This is a genomic window from Enterobacter cloacae complex sp. FDA-CDC-AR_0132, from assembly GCF_003010695.1.
Classification (GTDB): domain Bacteria; phylum Pseudomonadota; class Gammaproteobacteria; order Enterobacterales; family Enterobacteriaceae; genus Enterobacter; species Enterobacter ludwigii.
In genome coordinates this window covers 3,812,638-3,831,848 of record NZ_CP027618.1, presented here as the reverse complement: position 1 = coordinate 3,831,848, position 19,211 = coordinate 3,812,638, and the positions used below count along the sequence as shown (strand labels likewise).

The window sequence follows — 19,211 nt, the reverse complement described above, 5'->3', positions numbered from 1 at the left end:
ATAAGCTAGCTAAACAGGTGGTTCTTGTGTAAAAAGATGACATCAATCAGCAGGTGATCATTGTGAAATTCATTCGGCTAATTTTAAAGCTCTTAACAGCATCACTTTATGTGTTCCTGGTTGTTTTTGGCTCCGGATTTGTAGGTTCAAGTACAGCCAATGCAATTAATCTTGGAACACTAAACCTAAATTATTCATTAATCGCAAAGGACTCGGCGGTATACGCAGGCTGCGCAACTGGTGCGACATTGGTTGTTCCACCTGTCCTATATTTAATCCAACATTATGTCTGGCCTGTGGTGAAGTGTATCGGCCTGAAGATTCGCTACTTCTTCCATGGATACTAAATGTGGCGAGGCTTCAGTTACAGCGTTAACTCTCCAATAATTCATACACCGCCAAAAAGTAAAAGCCCCACGGGGTTACCGCAGGGCTTTAAACGAAGGCAATAACCCATCGTTAGAACAAAATTATCACAGATTCGGGAAAAGTAAATAGCTCGCGATAGAATAACGCCCTATTTTGTTATTTGCTTCAACTGCGCATCAGCCCAAGCCTCTTCGATGTCAAACTTGGTGATGAGCTGATCGTAGAAGAGTTTTACAGATTTCTTCCAGGTATCGAGGCTGATTGCATCCGTTATCTGACATACCGCGGCGTATGCCTCTGTCGATGGGATTCGTTCATATCCACGACCACTGCAGCGTTTGCAATCCGCCATGATCGGAACGCCCTGCTGTTCTGTAAGAGCTTGATTAACGGCTTTCCCGCGTCCATGGCAATCTCTACAGGCGCAACTAACAACCTTCTTGCCCTTACACTGTGGGCAGAGAATGCGCGCTAATTCCCTGACCTGCCTGCGCACCTCATACTCAGAATGACGAATATTCTCGACACACATGTGCAAAGACATCTTCACGTACTTCTTCTCTTTTGCCGGAGTGTGAGACTTCATACTGAATACCTCAGCGTCAATAAATCCTTCCCCATTGCAGCCATCGCACTGCTTCACGCTGGCGGCGCTGCGGGAATAGTCTTCGAACGCGAAGGCGGCCAGCCGGTGCATCACCAGTGGTTTAATCTCTGCATCAAGCTTCCGTAATGCCGCAACCCGGTCGCACTTAGTCAGCGCGTAATGGGCCAGCAGTTCGATCGCCCTCTCCCGGTCATTGTTGCTAATGCCCATCTTCCCAAGAAAAGCACTGTAGCCCATGGCGGCCCGTTCCTGCGTCATGCCCATCGCAGCCATAATATCCGAACCGGTTAATGCATCTGATGCCGTAGCACGAGGAGAGTCGCTAATCATCGTCGATTTGGCGAAGTGATATTTGAGGGTATTTTCAAGATTCATGCGGTCTCCAGCTCGGTAATAGTGAGTTCTAATTTTCCGCCCTTAACGACAGGCATTTTCACAACGCGATAGTCGACAACCTGGCAGTCATCCAGCCAGAACCCCGCCTTGGTTAAAGCGTCAAAAGATGCCTTCTGCAGGTTATCCAGATCACGGCGCCGACGGTCAGGCATGTGACATTCAATTCGAATTTTGAGTGGTGCGGCCGTTCGGATATTTAGCCGGGCGCTTCGAATGACGCTGGCGACTGTATAGCGGTACGCGACACCATCAGCGCTAATGTGTGTACGCCCGCGGTTGTGCCGGTAATACCGGTTGTTGCTCGGCGGCCAGGGCAAAGTGATTTGATATGTTTTCACGCTCACCCCCACATCCGGTTTAGCCAGCGGCTGTCCGGGCGCGCTGGTGTATTTGAGGTTGGAAGGAATGCACTGACAGTCCAGGTCACGTAATCCGGGTTAAGGCTACGCTCAACTCGTACCCCGCGCGCTTTGTAACGCTTAACCAGTTCGTCGGCCTGTTCAGTGCTGCAGTCGGTATGATGAAACCAGGTATATTTCATGGCCATCACCCCGCAAAGCCAAGCAGCTGTGCGGCGACATTCTCGGCCTCATTGCGATTGCGGAATGAACGTGACAGGACCCAGCGCCAGAGGACATCGAGCGCCGCTTTATAGAGCTGCTTGAACTCGAGCTCATCCATGTTGGCGAATGAGATGCTACGAGGATGCTTTTTGAGTGTTCCGTCGGGTAGCTGAATGGCATCAAAGTGCCCTGCTTCGACGATCACCCATGAGCGGTAAGCATCGAAGGATTTGCACAGGCTTATGCCATTCGTGACGCGCCGGTATGCGACTTGTTCAAGATACTGCTCAGCAGCATCGATCAGAGCCCCCTCGTTACCGCCATAAGAAGCCAGGAACTTGGCGTAGCCAGTAATCAGCTTCCGCTCGTTGCTAGAGATAGCCCCGCCGGTTGGTTCCCAGTATTCAAAACCGAGATTGAGAAGCGCGAAAAAGCGCCGATGGAATGCCGGGTTACGCACCCGCCTGAACTCGGCTACAAGAACATCGCCGAGCCGGGTTTTGGATTGCAGAATATCGCTGGTCTCGGGCGTAGCCGGGATCAGTATTCCTGAGTGGTGTTTGATAAGTTGTAATTCTAGCGCCATGGTTCTCTCCGTGGCGCATCAGGTATAGGGTGTTCAGGCCTATGAAAGAATAATATCAGACGGTGGTGTAATTCGGTACCCAAGCCGTTTTGCAAATTGCATGAACCCGTTGAGAGTGAAGATTTCTTCATCTTCGAGTAACGGTCGTAATGAAACTATTCCATTTACTCGATAAACCAGATATCTCCCTTCCCCCGGGAAGCTGTAGATAACTGCTTTATCGGCCCTTCTGACCACGTCGTACCATTGATCATCTGCATTAAAGGCATTTGCACTACACACTATTTCCCCCAGAGCGACTTATTGACGCGGTAAACAGTAATCGGGAACAGCCAGGGGAACGCAAAAAGCGATACTCTTCAAAACTGCTCCAGTGAAATTCACGCGATTAATAAAGCCACTCGTCCACACTTTCCCAAGTCTCCTGCACGATATGTTCGACCTCTTTCTTGTCGCCCCCGAAAACAGTCAAACCGTCATTACAGGCACGCTTAATCGTAAGCTGGCATTCATCGAACTGTTTGCTGAGTCTTTTGAGCAGTTCTGACTCGAGCGCAGGTATAGCTCCATCAGGAAGTTTCTTCATGCGATCAATGGCTAACTCGATTTTCATTTTTCCCTCCGCAATGAATCACTGTACATATATACAGCACATTTATAAACGTATCTCACAGATTTTGCAACGTTTAAAGAGCACCAAATGCCCATCGCTGTGATTAAGTAAGCCCCGAAACAGTCAATATACATATCCTAAATACGAATATGATGAAATTTAATAGACATGAAGGCATATGTTTGGTGCTAGGAAAATTTAATTTCCCTTAAGATTTTTGAATGTGAATTTCTCCAAAAAAATTGACAGATTGAAATAAATTTCGCAAAATGCACACAAGAGAGTTAATATATTCAGCCAAAATTTCACTATATGATCACATAGTCTCATAATATGAGGGTTCACTATTTGCTTCAGATATATAATCTCTACAATTTTGAACAAGAACATTTAATTGGCGAGACAATGAATTTAAAGTTATTTTTCACATCATAAATTTACGACACTGATATTGATGACTTTCTTTTTAAATAATTAAATGCTAAAATATTATAACGATAAATCATCAAAACAAATGATGACATTTCACTAAAAATAAATTAAATAACTGACAATGATACTTGAGCGTAAATAATCACTGAGTTTTGGTCATTCCTATTTTTCATATTATATAGACTGGCTTGATAATACACCTTAAACAACCTATTAACAAAGTGTATTTTTTATTGTATAATCAAGATTTTATCACTCAAAGAGGTTTTATCATGTCGAAAGTAAATGTACACAAAGGCCCTGAAGTATTGAAATCCAGACAAGTTATCGAATTACCCATTGAATATCTTAAACTCGATGAAAGAAACCCGCGATTTGGGGAGGATTATTCCGGAAAGGCCACACAAACCGATATCCTTAACAATATTGTTAAAAACTATGGCGTTACCGATGTTTTAAGTTCAATAGCAATCAATGGTTATTTCTCAGCAGAACCTATGGTGGTTAAAAAAATAAATGATAAAGAATATACGGTTATGGAGGGTAATAGAAGATTATCAGCTTGCCTAATACTAATAGAAGATGACAGAGCTAGAGATCAAATTGATATTTTCAAGTCATATATTAAGAACTACCATGAACATGGTTCACATCGCCTCCAAAAAATTCCTGCAATTGTTTTCGAGGGTGCTCAGGATAATAAACCATTAGTTTCTTATTTAGGTGTTCGTCACATCGTCTCGACAAAAGATTGGGATTCATATGCAAAAGCTGCATGGATTTCACGTACGGTAAATGATGGTGAAATGAGTATTAGTGACATATCATCCATGATCGGAGATAAGCATAATACCATTAAACGGCTTTTACAGGGATTCAACTTTGTCAAACAGCTTGAAAAATCGGGTAAATACACCAAAGAAGACAGTGTAAAAAAAGGAAGAGGAAGTAATTCTGCCTACCCATTTTCATGGGTATATACATTACTTGGATACAAATCAGTTCAAGATTTCGTGCAACTCTCCTCAGAAGAAAAAGAAATAGAACCAATCAACTCTGAGAAACTTGATAACGCAAAATTATTAATGACAGCTATGTTCGGGGATAAACGAACAGGTAAAAATTCTCAAGTTAATGACTCTCGAAAATTAGGTCTACTGGCAGAAATAGTTTCTTCCGAAGAAAAAGTTCGCTACCTTAAATCTGGGAAAAATGTTGATGAAATTCAAGCTCTTTCCAAACCCACGGAAGAGAGAATTATTGAACTGATGTTTCAAATCAGTGATCATTTAGAAGAGTGTCATTCAAGAGTAATTAAAGATAAAATAAGCAAGGAAACGGCCGTTAGTCTATCTGAACGTTTAGATCAACTTTCCCGACAATTTAGTAAATTCCGTGGTTCAATAAATGATGTGATTATTGGTAAGGAGCTTGATGGTGAATTCTAATTATTTACTTTTGGGCGATAAAAATAGATATCAAAAGATTTGTACTGATGCAGATGAAGTGGAATTTTCGGCTCTTTTAGAGAAATTTTCTACTATTGATAATGCTATAGCTGATGAACAAATCGCTGGAACCTTAGAAGATGAAATTCTAGATGATGAAAATCAAGACGATGAATTAAAAAATTCCGAAGAAGAATGGATGATTGAAGATCGTGGCAAAGATAATATTATTAGCGACGTAGCAGAAGAATTACAACGTAGAGCCAGAATTCTTAAGGGAAATTATCCTTTCATATACGAGGATAATCACTTAAGGCTAAAAAAATCTTATCCGTTATCATATATTCTATGCTTATGTATATCGATGGCAGAAAATATTACCGAAGGAAAAAATACTAGACTACCACGTTTTTTTGAAATTTTTGCGGGTGCAATCTTTACTAGATTCTTCGGTGAGGAAGCAAAGCATATGCATACAGGTTGGCCAAGATCTGACAGAAACCCTAAAGAGTTTCAGAAGTTATTTAAGAAATTAAAAAGACTTATCAACTTCCGAACGCTTGAGTGGCATTGGATGCCTCAGGCTGGACTTACTAACGGTGATGCTGGTCCAATAAAAGATGGAGGAGTAGATTTTGTTTCTTGGAAGCACTTTTTTGATGGAAGAGATGGATTATTATTCGCGCTTGGTCAATGTGCCTGTGGGAATAATTGGAACACTAAATTTTCAGATATTAATATAAAAAGGCTCCAGAATTTCTTCCATCCTCTTAGCTATGTTTCTTGCGTAAAAGTTTTTACTACTCCTTTTGTTCTATGTGATGGAATGCTGAAAACTGCTAGTGAAGATGCAGGTATTGTCCTCGATAGGATACGTCTAACTATAATACACGAGAAGTACCTTGATGAATTTGTAAAAATGGATGAAGAAATAAAAGAAATAATTGAATACTGTATTGAAAAAGTCTGAGCCCGAGGGCTCAGATTACCATACTTCTTTGGGAATGTTTGCTATAATAGCATCAAATAAAGGAGGCGGCACAGCATTTCCAACCACTTTATAACGCTCTTTTAATAAACTTATTCGTGATAATTTATCATTATCCGGGAACAATAAGTCTCGACCATGCTGTGTATAATCTTTAGTGAATCCCTGTAACCGAGCAGCTTCCCTAAATGAAAAACGTCTGGCTGGTTGCTCGGTTTCAAATCGCCACTGATCAGGACCAATTTTAATAAGTTTTGGACTTACCGGATGCAATGGTATGTGCCTCATATTACTTACTATAGTTTTACTAACATCATTCCAATCACAACGTCTATTCCTTGAAAGATAATACCAGTGGAAAATATCCTCACAATATTCTCCTTCAGGCCAATCCGGCAAACCTTGCAAAGCAGAACGGATTGTTAGATACTCATTTTCAGTTGTTGGGCCATGAGTTGGATCAGGAAAAGAATATTTCATATTCAAATCATTTCTAAAACCAACAATTATCAATCTCTTTCGCTCTTGAGGAACACCAAACTCATTGGCCTTAACTTCTTTCCATACTACGTTATACCCAGTTTCCGTCGCCTTAGAAAAAATATCTAATTGATCATTTAATAAATGTTTAAAAGTACTTGTTCGCATCCCTGACACGTTTTCGACAACGAAGACTTTTGGTTTGATCAAAGAAAGGGCTCTTGCAAACTCTTTGTACAAATAATTAATTGATCTATCGACTTTTCTTGCGCCGCCCTGACTAAAGCCTTGACATGGATAGCATCCCACCAGCAAATCTGCCATTGGAAAAGACTTGACGTCTCTTATATCTGTTAGAAGGTAATCCGTCTCAGGAAGATTGGCTAAATAAACATCACGAGCGTACGGCAGTATGTCGTTTGCCATAACAACATCAATTCCATTTTTAACCAAACCGGCATCAGAACCACCACAACCGGAAAAAAGTGATACAGCTTTTAACATTTTACCCCCTAAGCAGATTGGGTATTATAACGATTATATTTCATTTTGGCAGATGTTTTGGTGTCTAAGCACGCTCATAGTTGATAAGCGCAAATATCGCTCGAAGCTGTAAATTCACTACCTTTAGCGCAACAAAACCAACAACTCACAGCATACGCATCTAGCATACTCATACCCTTCCACAATTTTTCAAGCGCTCATATTTTGCTTTCAGGAGCTCAGCTGGCGTCGGCCCCTTCGGTGCTACTGCTGCTGCCAACGCACGACGAACAGGTGGAATCGGCTTCCCGACCAGCACCCGCTTTTCCCACATATCCAGAATATCACCAGCCTCACGCTCAAGCTCTTTGTGACTGAGCTGACCATCGGTTCCGCGGCGACGCAGCTCGAGGCAGATGTGGTAATAAACCGGCTTCGGCCAGGGATACTGCTCACTGCTCGGGTACCGGAACACCAGCTTACGCCACTTCCAGTACTCAGCCATTACGTCAGCGGTGGTGATCCCCAGCACGCTGCGCCCTTCCCTGCACCACTTGATGAACTGGCCTGGCGAAGGCAGAAATGGACGCTCCTGTCGGCGTACCATGCGCATGCCGGCTTCGACCTGCTCCAGAGTGGTGATCCCGTTTTCTTTAAAGGCCAGCACCCACTGCCGGCGGATCTCGTTCACATCCTCCTGGCTGCGATTAACCAGACTTGCCGGGAACGCGGCGGACAGTTGTACGAATAGCCCGTTGATAATCTGCGCCACCTGCTGCGTTTGTTCGCGCTCGGTGTACTGCTCAGGCAAGTTGTGCGCCACGCGGCGAGCCTGTTCTTGATCAAAATTGCGAATGTTCTCTGCGAGGTTTTTCATTTCAGCACCCCGTCAATCCAGTCGGTGTTATTCAGGTCAATGCCGCCCCGGGAAGGTTTTGCCGTTCCGGTTGCACGCAGCCGTTTGGTTGTGAGTTGATCCCACTGCTTTCGCAGACTCGAGGGGCTCAGGATGTTGTCTTTCCAGAACTCATCCCGGTTGGCCCACTGGAACAGGTCACAGATTTCGTAGTGAGTACGCTTGTCCTGGACACGCATCAGCCTGATGGTATTTGCCCATTCAGCCCAGTTGGGTTCGGATAGCGATGCGTTGACGGTGAGAAGCCTGTCGTAAATCCAGCGTGCGGCCTTGAGGTCGTCAGCGGATCCCCATGATTTACCTGCCGGGGTGTATATCCCGGCGGCAGCTTCTGGATGGCGTAAGAGAAACTTTTGAGTTTTCTGGTTTCGGGATTCGTCAGAATTCCGAGACGAGGATATTTTAATATTGTTCTTGTTATAGTCTTGGGTGTCTACCGTTTCCGGGAAGGTTTTTCCCGTTTTCGGTAACACTTTTCCCGATCTCGGGAAGACTTTTCCCGATTTCGGTTTGTCAAAAATCCAGGCAGAAAGGTCAGTATTTATACCGACCGTTTTCATCACGCCCTGCTTCTGACTGAAGATAATTTTGCGATCTGCGAGCGATTTGAGCGCATCCGAAACGTGGGAATCACTCAGCCCTGTAAGCTCGGCAATCACCGTGTTCGTAACGCGGTCCTGTTTCTTGTTCCAGCCGTAGGTAAGCCAGATCACCGCTTCAAAACACTGCCACTCCCGGCCTGACATTCTCAGACGAGGCTTAAGCTGTTGGATCTCGTTAGCGACCTTGGTATACCCGTTCGACAGGTCGGCCATACGACCTCCCGGTTGTTCAGTTCTGTGGGGGAAATTGATAATTTCAGCTGTGTTTGACATACTTAGCTCCGCAATTACACTCCGTTTTTGCACCTGAAAGCCGTTGGTGTTCGAGCACCGCGGCTTTCGCCTTTTCTGCAGTCTTCACATTGCCCCCAGCATGGTGGTGACCATCGCCAGCAGCGGTGCCGTAAGGTCAGGATCGACTCTGAACATTTCGAAAATCCCCTCGCCTAATTCCTTCAGCTTTTCCTTCTTCGGTGCATCGAGCATCAGAGCTTGCTTCGCCTCACTCACCTCTTTTTCCAACCTGGCCATGCGGTAGGCAAACGAGTCGTTTTTAACGACACGGTCGCGGTATCGAAGTGGTAAGACAGACATGATCGCGGGCACGAGTTGCTCGACGTTCTTTCGGTACGATGCAGAGTCTTCTTTGTTGTCCAACCAACGGAACAGCTTCACGTTCCAGACATCGGCCTGGCCTGAGAAATCCACGCCATCAAGTTGAAGTTCTTCAGCTGCTTCTTGGATTTGAAGCGCTACAGCTACGCGCCCTTCTGCCGCAGCCCACGCCCGGACCGCAGAGCAGAGATCACGATGACCAATATCCTGCGCTGTAGATTCGCTTTGATGACACTGGAATATCAGAGAATTAGAGGAAGCTCTGCTACTCTGTTGAAATGAAACAGTTTGCATGGTTAAGGCTCCTGTTTAGGTAAACCATCAGTCTGGTTTGGGTAAAGATCGGGGCGCAGCTCATGGGGCGTTACACCTGTTGCAGCGTAAATTGGCAGAACCCGATCTGCTGGTACCACGCCTTGATAGCGATTTCTCCAATGACTGACTGTCATAGGGCTTACGGTTAGCAATTCAGCTAAGCGAGAGGCAGTTCCTGCTTTGTTAATTGCCTTATCAATTGCTTTCATGATCATCTCCATTTTACACGCATGCATTAAACATTCTGTTTATCATAATGTCAACATTATGAAAATTGAGCTTATAAACTTTTGGTTTAGAATCCAGTCATGAAAGAAAAAACACATCAGATTAACCACCCACAAGTTCAGAGGCTCAATGAGATCCTTGAACTTAAGAAGTTGACCAAATCAGACATGGCCCGCATATGCGGCGTAAGCGCTCAATCGGTCAACAACTGGTTTGTACGTGGGACAATTGGTAAGAGTTCAGCTATCAAACTGGCGGATGCGCTTGGAGTGAGCCTTGAGTGGCTTCTTGGTCAGGACGTAGGAGAAAAAAACGGACTAAAGCCGGATGAACAACGCCTGCTCGAACTTTACCGTCAGCTTCCAGATGAAGAGCAGCAGAATATGCTTCGTATCTTCGCGTTGCGCCTGAAAGAACTGGACGAACTATACGAAAAGTACATGAAAGGCAGAATTCGATCACAAGATGATTAAAGTAATGCAGTCACATGATACGAGGGTGTATCTAGGTGTTTGTGTTATATAAAGTTTTATCTAAAATATAAAATCGTATGATGCAGGTACTCACTGGATATAAAAATGCAATAAATTATATAATGCTTCGTTCTAAAGGATAATTTATGAGAATTTTAGGCGTACGCGCAGCTCCGAAAGAGACCTCTTTTGTGGTTTTTTGTACAGAAGAGAGAACTTTTAAGTGTGTAGATGTTGTTAACATACCTCAGACATTAAATATACCTGAAAAGCTAAAGTACATTCGAAATAGCATACTAGATATTTTACGTGAATATAGTGTTGATACAGCTGCAATCCGAGTTGCAGAAAGCAATACCCAAAATTTAAACATTGAAAGATTATATATTGAAGGCGTTATTCAAGAGACCTTTGCTAGTAGCAATGTGGCCCAATATTATACCTTAAGAAAAAATGGAATCTGCTCTCGACTTGGTATAACAATTGCTCAATTCAATGATGATGAAATCAGAGGAATTCAGCTATCAGATTATGACGCCAACACAAAAGAAGCCATCCTATCAGCCTTAGCAGTGGAAAATTAACATGCTTACACCATACCAAAAAGCTGATGTGTCTTTCAAATACTTAAAGGAAATTGGTCAAGAAGGCCAAAACTCAAAGGTATTTTTGGCGCATGACGAGCACCTTGATAACGAGATTGTAATTAAACAAGTAGATCAAGGAACAATAGCACCAGAAGAATTTTTCCAAGAAGCAAGGTTGCTTTATGCTAGTGCACATTCTAACATTGTGCAAATTTGCTATGCTGCAAGAGATGATAAGAATATTTATATTGCCATGCCATTTTATTCAAATGGATCACTAAGTTCATTAATGGCACAAAAGAATCTAACAAGTCGCGAAATAATTAGGTACGGAATTCAGTTTTTAAGTGGACTGAATCACATTCACTCTAAGGGATTGATGCATTTTGACATCAAACCAAATAATATAATGTTATCTGACAGAGATGAAGCCCTTCTAACTGACTTTGGACTTTCAGCCAAGATAGATGACGATGGCCTTTCTAGTATTAGTCTTTTCTATACGACACACGTACCACCTGAAATACTTTCTCAAAACCGCTTCAATTTTACTTATGATATATATCAAGCTGGCATGACTCTTTATAGAATGGCCGTAGGCGAGGCAGAATTCCAGAATGCTGTGCAAGAATTTTTCTCAGAAAAAGATCAAGAACGTTTACAATCTCGCTTCGCACAGGGAGAGTTTCCTCCGAGGAACTATCCAGTCCATGTACACCCAGCTCTTGTTAAGATAATCAATAAGTGTCTTCACCACAATCCAAATGAAAGATACCAGTCCGTTCTCAGCGTTATTAATGACTTAGCAAAAATTTCTGATGGATGCTTGGATTGGCGTTATTTAGGTCCAGATGAAGATGGCAAAATACTGTGGATAAAACCAGTAGATGATGCTAACCTTCATTTAAAACTTGATCCTGAAAAAAATACTACAGATTGCAGAAAGGTCTATAGTAACGGTAGAACCAGAAAAGTATCTTCACACTGTGTAGACGTAACTTCCAGTAGGGTTTTGTATCGTTTAATGAAGAGTTAACCTCATGAAAAAAAACGTGATTCCTTCCAGCTCACCTAAAAGAGAGAAGCTGACAACAGCTACTCCTTATGGTCAAAGCAATGCTATCTCTAAAGAGGAGGGATCCGTCAGAAAAGAAATGATTAACAAAGCCTTTTCAAGCTCTGTTGGTTGTCATTTCGATATGAGAAACTTCAAAAAGTAGCTTTTATGAACATTAAAAAAACCGGCCTGCGAGCCGGTTTTTTTTCGCCTATCCCCCATCACATTCGTTCTTACCCTTCCTCTTAGGCATTGTACTACCAACAACCAGTTTCATTTTTTGCGAATGCATCTCACAGAATCCGCATGTCAAAGAAGGACTAAACAATAAACTTAATTTCAAATACTCATTATGTTGACATATGATTAAACATTGTGTTTAATCACCACACGCACTACGAACCACCAAGGCAGGACGCCCTCGAAGTAGCCGCCGACGGCATACGAAGAGTCGGATGAGGTGGAGAGATTAACGCGCATCAGGTGTAAACGTTCCGCTGGCCGGCGATAAGGCAACCAATAGGAGAGGTTAAGATGAGCGATAAAGAGTCAAACGCGATTAAGGTCAAACCGATTCTGACAAGTAACAACCTGGTATTGAAGGCTGCTGATGCTGCACTGAACGCAGTGCAAGACACTATGGGTAGTCTTCGCGAAGACGATCATTACCTCTATATGAAAATGGCCAGAGCCGCCCTCGATTCTGCACGGGCAGCTCTTGGTAATGATTAATACGTAGTGCCGATATCAATCCCGTATGCGTATTTAGGTTTTCTGAGACTCACTATAGCCACGCATTCTGGCAAGAGAGATTCGACTTTTTCCAGTAAAGCATCCGGTGTGTTTATTGACGGGTCCTTTGAGGCGAGAGCTAGCGCGAGATCGTATGCGACGGAATCAACCGTTCGCCCTGAATTGAAGAGGTTGTCTGACATAATTTTTACCCTTACTGGTTGTGTGAGAACTCCAGTATACCACCGAGCCTGAAGTGGTAAAAAGACAGGCATAACAAGGAGATCAATATGATTGATTACGCACGCAAACCAGGACGGCAGCAGGCCGTAAAACTGAATTTCTTCGAAGTGATTCTTCGTCGGCTCTGTTACCTGCTGGCGCAAAAGGGGAATCCAGATGTGTAACTCAACGAAATGCGGTTACTGCGACAAGCCGGTTAAACCGGAGGAAGTAGTCAAAAGTACCCTTCTCTATCGCAACGGCGCACAGCTTGCGCGCAAAGAAAAAGAATACTGCTCTGAACGTTGTGCTTCCTACGACCAGATGGCCCACGAAAGCTAACGTAAAAGCCGCGCAAGGCGGCCCGTACGTCCGGTGCTCCCGACCAAAGTTACACCGGAAAACTACTTAAAAAACCAAAGTTCACCCAATGGGCGCTATCTCTGGCCCGGGGATCTTACATCCAAAAAAGAGGATCTCACATGGAATTTTTCTATGTAGTTAAGGCTACGCAGAAATCTGGTAAAGAAGACGCAGTGATTTGGTTCACTGCGAAATCAGAAGCCCGTGCCAACCTGCAGTTAGATGTTGAGCTGGAAGATGCTGGTATTGAAACCGGGCGTGGTAAGGATTACACCAAACCTGTTCGCACTGATTTTCCGGTATATAACGACCTGCCGAAAGAAAGTTCGGTGGATTACACCTGGTGCAAACGCTATGCACTCCAGGACGATGGACGCACCTGGCTGCCAAAGGCTAGCGCTGAGTCTACTGGAGACTTTGACAACAGTGCCGCACCGGAAGCGACCGTTAATGTCGAAACTACCATCGAGAGTGTCCCGCTTGAAAACCGCACTCCAGCGGTTCGTTATGCCGTCCACCTGACCAGCGACAAATACCAGTCACACATCACTAAAGAGCAGCAGTTGGCTGCCAGCGAAATGTCACTGGATGAAGGCAACACTTATCTCCAGAACCTGCTGCTGGCGAAGAACGACATCCCTGAAGTTGCCGAACTCAGCCTGAACGCTGAGTGGAAACTCGTTCAGTCGATAAAGCAGGTCTTCGCGCAAGATGAAACGCACGAAGCTGAAGTTATCGCTGCATTCATGGCTGACTGGGCGAGAGCAGATGTCAGCGATCGCAATCAGTTAGTTGAAGAGTGGAGAAGCGGAAAGCTTACTCTTCTCAAATCAGAAAGCACCAGCAACACCGGCGTTACAACCGGTCAGGATGTAGAACCTGAAAACGGTATTCAGATTGACGAGAATGATGACGAAACCACACGTTATCCAGTCGTTCGTATGCCGTTCCGCAAGCAGCTACTCGCCCAGTTCACCGCCGACGAACTGCGTCACCACTTAACCCGAGAAGAATACGAAACTATCAGCGCGCTGGAGATGGACACTGACAACAGCTACGTTCAGAACCTGCTGCTGGCGGCAGAAAACTGCGAAGAGATTAAGGGTTACGATACCAAAGACCTGTGGCGTTACACCGACGCCATTCGCAAAGTTTTCAGCCAGGATAAGCGTCACGAACTCGCATTGGTTCTCCAATTCACCAGAGTCTGGGCGGCGACTGATTACATTAACCGTGGCATCTTGGCGCGCGAATGGGCTGCCGGAAACCGCATCAGCAGCGTGCAGCGTACTGATTCCGGCACTAACGCTGATGGCGGCTATGTTACCGACCGCGGCGAAGGCGCACACCATACGCTGGACACTCTCGATCTTGAGATCGCATGCACCCTGCTGCCTATGGATTTCAACCCACACGAAATACCAGGCAGCGTACTGCGTCGCGCGAAGGAAATTGTCGCTAAAAAAGAGGAACCATGGAAATCATGGAGCGCCATCCTGCGTAATCAGCCCGGCATACTGGCGGTGAACCGTGCGGCAATCTTCAATCTGATCCGCATCGCACCAGAGAACATCCACCACACGCCAGCGGCTCATCTTGAGTTTGTGAATAAAACCATGACGGCTGAATTTAACTCTGCTGTGGCGTTGCTGCCGCTGTCTACTCCGGCTGTTGAGACCGAAGCTCCAGTTGCACAACCGCATGTTGAAAATCTCGGCAGCGGTGTGTTCTCCATCGATGGTCTGGTGGATGGAATTAACGATCCGGCCATCAATACCACCTCAAATGAAGTCGAAAAAACGGAAAACGCAGCGGAGACCACCAGCGATGTGCAGATGGAAACGACTCAGTCAGAGAAAGTCGAAAATACTGATCCGGTACAACCAGGCGAAGGCGCTGATGCGGCTAATACGCAAGCAGTTACCATAGCGCCAGAAGAGCAGCAATCAGAGCCAGTATTCGAATACCCGGCCTACTTCGAGCCTGGCCGCTACGAAGGTCTGCCGAATGATGTTTATCACGCAGCAAACGGTATTAGCTCAACCCAGGTGAAAGATGCCAGGGTCAGTCTGATGTATTTCAATGCGCGCCATGTGGCTAAAACTATCCCGCGCACATCATCCAAAGTGCTGGACATGGGAAACCTGGTGCACGCCCTTGCATTGCAGCCGGAAAACCTTGAAGCAGAGTTCAGCGTAGAACCAGAGATCCCTGAAGATGCGTTTACGACCACCGCTACTCTGCGTGAGTTCATCGACGGGTACAACGCCAGCCTGCCGGCACTGCTGAGCGCTGACGAGATTAAAGCGTTGCTTGAAGAACATAACGCAGCCCTTCCCGCTCCAGTGTCACTTGGCGCGAGCCTGGAAGAAACGGCTCAAAGCTATATGGCTCTCCCTGCTGAGTACCAGCGTATTGAAGAAGGCCAGAAGCAAACGGCAACGGCAATGAAAGCGTGCATCAAAGAGTACAACGCCACTCTGCAGACGCCGGTTAAAACCAGTGGCAGCCGTGATGCGCTACTCGAGCAATTAGCGATCATCAATCCTGATCTGGTCGCACAGGAAGCGCAGAAACCGACGCCGCTGAAAGTCTCCGGCAGCAAAGCAGACATGATCCAGGCAGTTAAGTCGGTTAAGCCCGATGCCATATTTGCCGACGAACTGCTGGATGCTTGGCGCGACAACCCTGGCGAAAAGATTCTGGTTACCCGCCAGCAGCTGGCCACAGCGCGTGCAATTCAGTCTGCACTCCTGGCGCACCCGACCGCCGGTATGCTGCTTACACATCCAAGCCGCGCCGTTGAAGTGAGCTATTTCGGTTTCGACGACGAAACCGGATTAGAAGTGCGTGTACGCCCTGACCTCGAGATTGAACTGGACGGCGTGCGCATCGGTGCTGACCTGAAAACCATCAGCATGTGGAATGTGAAGCAGGAAAGCCTGCGCGCCAGGCTGCACCGGGAAATCATTGACCGGGACTACCACCTCAGCGCGGCTATGTATTGCGAGACTGCAGCGCTGGACCAGTTCTTCTGGATTTTCGTCAACAAAGACGAGAACTACCACTGGATCGCCATCATTGAAGCATCCACCGAACTGCTGGAATTGGGCATGCTCGAGTACCGCAAAACGATGCGCGCCATCGCAACCGGTTTCGATACGGGCGAATGGCCAGCGCCGATCACTACCGATTACACCGATGAACTGAACGACTTCGACCTGCGCCGCCTCGAAGCGCTGCGCGCTCAGGCTTAAGGGGGATTTATGCATAACACAACCGTTACCGTTGCTGACCAGAACACCGTTATTAACTCCAACGTGGCTTTGTTCGATTCCCAGTATCTGAACGCCATCAGCACGTTCGCGCAGATTATGGCGCAGGGCATTGCCACTGTTCCTAAACACCTGCAGGGCAACCAGGCCGACTGCATGGCTGTAGCGATGCAAGCGGCACAGTGGCAAATGAATCCCTTTGCCGTGGCCCAAAAGACGCACCTGATTAACGGTGTACTCGGGTATGAAGCGCAACTGGTTAATGCTGTGATTTCGCGCAGTGGCGTACTGGCCAGCCGCTTTGAATATGAATGGTACGGGCCATGGGAAAAGGTCGTTGGAAAATTCCATATCCGTAAAGGCGACAAAGGCGAGTACCGCGTCCCTGGCTGGACCCTGGCTGACGAAGCCGGGATCGGCATCATTATCAGCGCAACGCTGAAAGGCGAGGATAAACCGAGAGAACTCGATTTACTGCTGGCTCAGGCCCGTACCCGAAACTCTACCCTTTGGGCTGACGACCCTCGCCAGCAGCTGGCGTACCTGGCTGTCAAACGTTGGGCGAGACTGTTCTGCCCGGATGTAATTCTGGGCGTTTATACCCCGGATGAACTGGATGATCGCCTTGAAGAACGAGAGGTAAACCCGGCACCGGCGCAGCACGTTAGCCTCGCTGATATTTCAGGTGACAACGTCACTACGACTCAAACGGCTCAGGAATCAGCTCAAAACATCGATACGCTTGCTGATGATTTCCGTGACCGCATCGAGGCGGCTCAGGACGTGGATAGCGCTAAAGCTCTGCGCGCAGATATTGAAACCGTGAAAGCAACGCTGGGTTCTGCCCTGTTCACGGAGCTGAAAAACAAGGCCGTGAAGCGTTATTACCTGGTTGATGCTCGTAACAAAGTCGAAGCAGCCATCAATTCCTTGCCACCTTCAGATGATCCAGATGCAGCTGCTCGGTTCGCAGAGGTTGAGCGCGTTCTTGCATCGTCGAAACGCCATCTGGGCGACGAACTGCATGGTCAGTTCAGCATCACCCTGGCGGATATGAAACCGGAATACGTGGACTAACGAGATCGGGAGGGGAAACCCTCCTTCAAGGAGAAAAAATGCGACTGATTAATCGAGGCAGTAAGCAATCCCCTTTGGCTCGCCAGGCATGTGAAATCGCACTCGCAGCCCACCAGCAAAGATATGGTGACTATGGGCGCAGCAAGATGAAAGAGACCTATACGGTGAGAGTGGAAGGCGTGAAGGTCTGGGTGGAGGTGGTGAACCGCAAGGCGAGCTATGTGGCCACGGCAATGACAGGCATGCGACGACTGCGATCCTTGCCTGGGCAGGTGGCCTGATATTGAAATATCACACTACATAACTTTGAGAGCTCATATTTATCAAACTGGAGGTTTTCATGGGACAGCTCGTTAGCCTGGAGGATTGGGCTTCCGGTCCAAACGGCTTCAAGCAACCACCATCCAGAGCGGCGCTGCACAAGATTGCTAAAACAGGACAAACGATCCCAAGGGCGCTGAAACAAGGTCGTCGGTGGGTTATCGATGAAGAGGCCAAATTCATTGGTATGCTCGCATCGCCGGCTCTACCACCACGCATGCCCAAAGCGGTTAAGACGCTTATGGAGAGAGTAATTAATGGCAGCCAGACCACGTAATCACAGGGTTGATATCCCAAATCTCTACTGCAAGCTTGATAAGCGTAACAGCAAAACCTACTGGCAATATCGGCACCCTTTAACCGGTCAGTTTATCGGTTTTGGTACCGATCAAGAGGCGGCCAGTCTGGCCGCCTCTGAATTGAATCGTCTGCTTGCGCAGCAGGAAGTTGCCCAGTCGTTTGCCCTGATAGATATGGTCAGCCATAAGAAAGTTAATTCCAAGAAATCGATGCGGATGCGCCTATGGATTGAACGGTATCTGAAAATTCAGGAGGAGCGACTCAGCAATAAAGAGATAAAAATTAATACGCTTAAATCAAGAAGGACATGCACAAACGTACTGGTTGAAAGGATGCCTGACATTGGCATTCAGGAAGTCACCACCAAAATGCTGGCAGCCATTACAGACGAATATAAAGCCAGAGGCAAAGCACGAATGGCGCAAACGCTCCGCAGCGTCTGGATTGACCTGTTCAAAGAGGCGCAGCACGCAGGCGAAGTTGAGCCGGGTTATAACCCGGCGCTAGCCACAAGAAAAGTCGTTGTCCGAGTAAGTCGTTCGCGACTGAACCTTGAGATGTGGAAGGCGATATTTGAAGCTGCCTCCAATATGGCGCCCTACGTCCAAAACTCCATGCTTCTGGCAGTTGTCACCGGGCAACGGCGCGGCGATATCGCCAAAATGAAGTTCTCTGATGTCTGGGACGGTCATCTCCACGTTGAGCAGCAAAAGACCGGGGCGAAACTGGCTATACCGCTCTCGCTACGCTGCGAGATGTTGGATATTACACTGGCGCAGGTGATCAAGCGATGCAGGGATCGGGTCGTAAGCCCCTGGCTTCTCCATCACGTGACCTCAAGCGGTAATGTGAAAGCAGGCGATCAGGTTGGCGAGAACAGCCTTAGTGTCTCCTTCAAACTCGCGATCGATAGTACTGGCATTTCCGTAGAGGATGGGAAAACAATGCCGACTTTTCACGAGCTGCGTTCTCTATCGGAGCGTCTGTATGAGGGGCAAGGCATCAATACCCAGCAGCTACTAGGTCACTCATCAGACAGGATGACAGCGCAGTATCATAACGATCGCGGTCTCGACTGGGTGAAAGTGAAGGTGTAGCTACGTGAATAATTGGACCGTATCCCCCTGCAAATTTCGCAGCATTCAAGAATTCATTTTGGGGAG

The 19,211-nt window shown here is 46.4% G+C and carries 23 protein-coding genes; 13 read left to right on the top strand and 10 right to left on the bottom strand.

Translation table 11 applies throughout. The features are described 5' to 3' along the window. Positions 1-517 precede the first annotated feature (517 nt). The 5 genes from AM379_RS18595 to AM379_RS18570 all read right to left on the bottom strand — a co-directional run bounded on the left by AM379_RS18595 (position 518) and on the right by AM379_RS18570 (position 3,134). Positions 518-1,351 carry an antitermination protein gene (locus AM379_RS18595; RefSeq protein ID WP_106504034.1) on the bottom strand — a complete coding sequence of 278 codons (834 nt, stop codon included), beginning with the start codon at positions 1,349-1,351 and terminating at the stop codon, positions 518-520. Further along, positions 1,348-1,710 carry a crossover junction endodeoxyribonuclease RusA gene (gene rusA / locus AM379_RS18590; RefSeq protein ID WP_106504367.1) on the bottom strand — a complete coding sequence of 121 codons (363 nt, stop codon included), beginning with the start codon at positions 1,708-1,710 and terminating at the stop codon, positions 1,348-1,350. Before rusA ends, AM379_RS18595 begins: the two co-directional genes overlap by 4 nt. Positions 1,711-1,712: 2 nt before the next feature. Continuing rightward, the gene (locus AM379_RS18585; protein WP_106504033.1) at positions 1,713-1,919 is read right to left on the bottom strand and encodes a hypothetical protein; all 207 of its coding nucleotides are present in this window, start codon (positions 1,917-1,919) and stop codon (positions 1,713-1,715) included. Next, a complete protein-coding gene (locus AM379_RS18580) occupies positions 1,919-2,521 on the bottom strand; it encodes a DUF1367 family protein (protein ID WP_106504032.1) in 603 nt (200 codons plus the stop codon). Before AM379_RS18580 ends, AM379_RS18585 begins: the two co-directional genes overlap by 1 nt. 388 nt (positions 2,522-2,909) lie before the next feature. Further along, positions 2,910-3,134 (bottom strand): DinI-like family protein, encoded by a 225-nt coding sequence (locus AM379_RS18570; RefSeq protein WP_106504031.1) that lies wholly within the window; start codon positions 3,132-3,134, stop codon positions 2,910-2,912. Between the two features lie 704 nt (positions 3,135-3,838). Here AM379_RS18570 and AM379_RS18565 point away from each other — a divergent pair. Together AM379_RS18565 and AM379_RS18560 are read left to right on the top strand one after the other, a co-directional pair. Further along, entirely contained in the window at positions 3,839-5,014 is a 1,176-nt protein-coding gene (locus AM379_RS18565) for a hypothetical protein (RefSeq protein WP_106504030.1), read from the top strand. Next, complete coding sequence (locus tag AM379_RS18560; protein WP_106504029.1) at positions 5,001-5,984, top strand: hypothetical protein; 984 nt, start codon at positions 5,001-5,003, stop codon at positions 5,982-5,984. Before AM379_RS18565 ends, AM379_RS18560 begins: the two co-directional genes overlap by 14 nt. 15 nt (positions 5,985-5,999) lie before the next feature. Here AM379_RS18560 and AM379_RS18555 read toward each other — a convergent pair whose 3' ends face one another. The 5 genes from AM379_RS18555 to AM379_RS18535 form a co-directional block, all read right to left on the bottom strand. Continuing rightward, positions 6,000-6,986: a DNA cytosine methyltransferase gene (locus tag AM379_RS18555; protein WP_106504028.1), complete on the bottom strand. Its 987-nt coding sequence runs from the start codon at positions 6,984-6,986 to the stop codon at positions 6,000-6,002. 169 nt (positions 6,987-7,155) lie between these two features. Further along, positions 7,156-7,842, bottom strand: a complete 687-nt coding sequence (locus AM379_RS18550; RefSeq protein WP_106504027.1) for a replication protein P — start codon at positions 7,840-7,842, stop codon at positions 7,156-7,158. Continuing rightward, the gene (locus AM379_RS18545; RefSeq protein WP_181010268.1) at positions 7,839-8,756 is read right to left on the bottom strand and encodes a replication protein; all 918 of its coding nucleotides are present in this window, start codon (positions 8,754-8,756) and stop codon (positions 7,839-7,841) included. Before AM379_RS18545 ends, AM379_RS18550 begins: the two co-directional genes overlap by 4 nt. 84 nt (positions 8,757-8,840) lie before the next feature. Continuing rightward, positions 8,841-9,392, bottom strand: coding sequence for a toxin YdaT family protein (locus tag AM379_RS18540; RefSeq protein ID WP_106504025.1), 552 nt, complete (start codon positions 9,390-9,392; stop codon positions 8,841-8,843). A 2-nt stretch (positions 9,393-9,394) separates the two neighbouring features. Continuing rightward, positions 9,395-9,622, bottom strand: coding sequence for a transcriptional regulator (locus tag AM379_RS18535; protein WP_106504365.1), 228 nt, complete (start codon positions 9,620-9,622; stop codon positions 9,395-9,397). A gap of 99 nt (positions 9,623-9,721) precedes the next feature. Between AM379_RS18535 and AM379_RS18530 the strand changes: the two genes are divergently transcribed. From AM379_RS18530 to AM379_RS18485, 11 genes are all read left to right on the top strand, one after another. Next, the gene (locus AM379_RS18530; protein WP_045337422.1) at positions 9,722-10,114 is read left to right on the top strand and encodes a helix-turn-helix domain-containing protein; all 393 of its coding nucleotides are present in this window, start codon (positions 9,722-9,724) and stop codon (positions 10,112-10,114) included. A 146-nt stretch (positions 10,115-10,260) separates the two neighbouring features. Then, positions 10,261-10,698, top strand: a complete 438-nt coding sequence (locus tag AM379_RS18525) for a hypothetical protein (RefSeq protein ID WP_106504024.1) — start codon at positions 10,261-10,263, stop codon at positions 10,696-10,698. 1 nt (position 10,699) lies between these two features. Then, positions 10,700-11,737, top strand: coding sequence for a serine/threonine-protein kinase (locus AM379_RS18520; protein WP_106504023.1), 1,038 nt, complete (start codon positions 10,700-10,702; stop codon positions 11,735-11,737). Positions 11,738-11,741: 4 nt separating this feature from the next. After that, entirely contained in the window at positions 11,742-11,921 is a 180-nt protein-coding gene (locus AM379_RS24105; RefSeq protein WP_158701858.1) for a hypothetical protein, read from the top strand. Between the two features lie 371 nt (positions 11,922-12,292). Beyond that, positions 12,293-12,490 carry a hypothetical protein gene (locus AM379_RS18515; protein WP_106504022.1) on the top strand — a complete coding sequence of 66 codons (198 nt, stop codon included), beginning with the start codon at positions 12,293-12,295 and terminating at the stop codon, positions 12,488-12,490. A 399-nt stretch (positions 12,491-12,889) separates the two neighbouring features. Beyond that, complete coding sequence (locus AM379_RS24215) at positions 12,890-13,054, top strand: YdaE family protein (RefSeq protein ID WP_181010267.1); 165 nt, start codon at positions 12,890-12,892, stop codon at positions 13,052-13,054. 140 nt (positions 13,055-13,194) lie between these two features. After that, positions 13,195-16,332 carry a RecE family exodeoxyribonuclease gene (locus tag AM379_RS18505; RefSeq protein WP_106504020.1) on the top strand — a complete coding sequence of 1,046 codons (3,138 nt, stop codon included), beginning with the start codon at positions 13,195-13,197 and terminating at the stop codon, positions 16,330-16,332. 9 nt (positions 16,333-16,341) lie between these two features. Beyond that, on the top strand, positions 16,342-17,427 hold the full coding sequence (locus AM379_RS18500; protein WP_106504019.1) for a RecT family recombinase: 1,086 nt from the start codon (positions 16,342-16,344) through the stop codon (positions 17,425-17,427). A 38-nt stretch (positions 17,428-17,465) separates the two neighbouring features. Continuing rightward, a complete protein-coding gene (locus AM379_RS18495; protein ID WP_106504018.1) occupies positions 17,466-17,708 on the top strand; it encodes a DUF4060 family protein in 243 nt (80 codons plus the stop codon). 59 nt (positions 17,709-17,767) lie between these two features. Continuing rightward, entirely contained in the window at positions 17,768-18,025 is a 258-nt protein-coding gene (locus AM379_RS18490; RefSeq protein WP_050736722.1) for an excisionase, read from the top strand. Further along, the gene (locus AM379_RS18485; RefSeq protein ID WP_106504017.1) at positions 18,006-19,145 is read left to right on the top strand and encodes a phage integrase Arm DNA-binding domain-containing protein; all 1,140 of its coding nucleotides are present in this window, start codon (positions 18,006-18,008) and stop codon (positions 19,143-19,145) included. Before AM379_RS18490 ends, AM379_RS18485 begins: the two co-directional genes overlap by 20 nt. Positions 19,146-19,211 lie beyond the last annotated feature (66 nt).

Bases quoted from the DNA above. Each gene is read 5' to 3' on its own strand.
- AM379_RS18570 (WP_106504031.1), bottom strand. From the start codon at position 3,134: ATGAAAATCGAGTTAGCCATTGATCGCATGAAGAAACTTCCTGATGGA.
- AM379_RS18585 (WP_106504033.1), bottom strand. From the start codon at position 1,919: ATGGCCATGAAATATACCTGGTTTCATCATACCGACTGCAGCACTGAA.
- AM379_RS24215 (WP_181010267.1), top strand. From the start codon at position 12,890: ATGTGTAACTCAACGAAATGCGGTTACTGCGACAAGCCGGTTAAACCG.
- AM379_RS18595 (WP_106504034.1), bottom strand. From the start codon at position 1,351: ATGAATCTTGAAAATACCCTCAAATATCACTTCGCCAAATCGACGATG.
- AM379_RS18565 (WP_106504030.1), top strand. From the start codon at position 3,839: ATGTCGAAAGTAAATGTACACAAAGGCCCTGAAGTATTGAAATCCAGA.
- AM379_RS18485 (WP_106504017.1), top strand. From the start codon at position 18,006: ATGGCAGCCAGACCACGTAATCACAGGGTTGATATCCCAAATCTCTAC.
- AM379_RS18550 (WP_106504027.1), bottom strand. From the start codon at position 7,842: ATGAAAAACCTCGCAGAGAACATTCGCAATTTTGATCAAGAACAGGCT.
- AM379_RS18545 (WP_181010268.1), bottom strand. From the start codon at position 8,756: ATGTCAAACACAGCTGAAATTATCAATTTCCCCCACAGAACTGAACAA.
- AM379_RS18535 (WP_106504365.1), bottom strand. From the start codon at position 9,622: ATGAAAGCAATTGATAAGGCAATTAACAAAGCAGGAACTGCCTCTCGC.
- AM379_RS18530 (WP_045337422.1), top strand. From the start codon at position 9,722: ATGAAAGAAAAAACACATCAGATTAACCACCCACAAGTTCAGAGGCTC.
- AM379_RS24105 (WP_158701858.1), top strand. From the start codon at position 11,742: ATGAAAAAAAACGTGATTCCTTCCAGCTCACCTAAAAGAGAGAAGCTG.
- AM379_RS18580 (WP_106504032.1), bottom strand. From the start codon at position 2,521: ATGGCGCTAGAATTACAACTTATCAAACACCACTCAGGAATACTGATC.
- AM379_RS18490 (WP_050736722.1), top strand. From the start codon at position 17,768: ATGGGACAGCTCGTTAGCCTGGAGGATTGGGCTTCCGGTCCAAACGGC.
- AM379_RS18500 (WP_106504019.1), top strand. From the start codon at position 16,342: ATGCATAACACAACCGTTACCGTTGCTGACCAGAACACCGTTATTAAC.
- AM379_RS18540 (WP_106504025.1), bottom strand. From the start codon at position 9,392: ATGCAAACTGTTTCATTTCAACAGAGTAGCAGAGCTTCCTCTAATTCT.
- AM379_RS18555 (WP_106504028.1), bottom strand. From the start codon at position 6,986: ATGTTAAAAGCTGTATCACTTTTTTCCGGTTGTGGTGGTTCTGATGCC.
- AM379_RS18520 (WP_106504023.1), top strand. From the start codon at position 10,700: ATGCTTACACCATACCAAAAAGCTGATGTGTCTTTCAAATACTTAAAG.
- AM379_RS18515 (WP_106504022.1), top strand. From the start codon at position 12,293: ATGAGCGATAAAGAGTCAAACGCGATTAAGGTCAAACCGATTCTGACA.
- AM379_RS18525 (WP_106504024.1), top strand. From the start codon at position 10,261: ATGAGAATTTTAGGCGTACGCGCAGCTCCGAAAGAGACCTCTTTTGTG.
- AM379_RS18505 (WP_106504020.1), top strand. From the start codon at position 13,195: ATGGAATTTTTCTATGTAGTTAAGGCTACGCAGAAATCTGGTAAAGAA.
- AM379_RS18560 (WP_106504029.1), top strand. From the start codon at position 5,001: ATGGTGAATTCTAATTATTTACTTTTGGGCGATAAAAATAGATATCAA.
- AM379_RS18495 (WP_106504018.1), top strand. From the start codon at position 17,466: ATGCGACTGATTAATCGAGGCAGTAAGCAATCCCCTTTGGCTCGCCAG.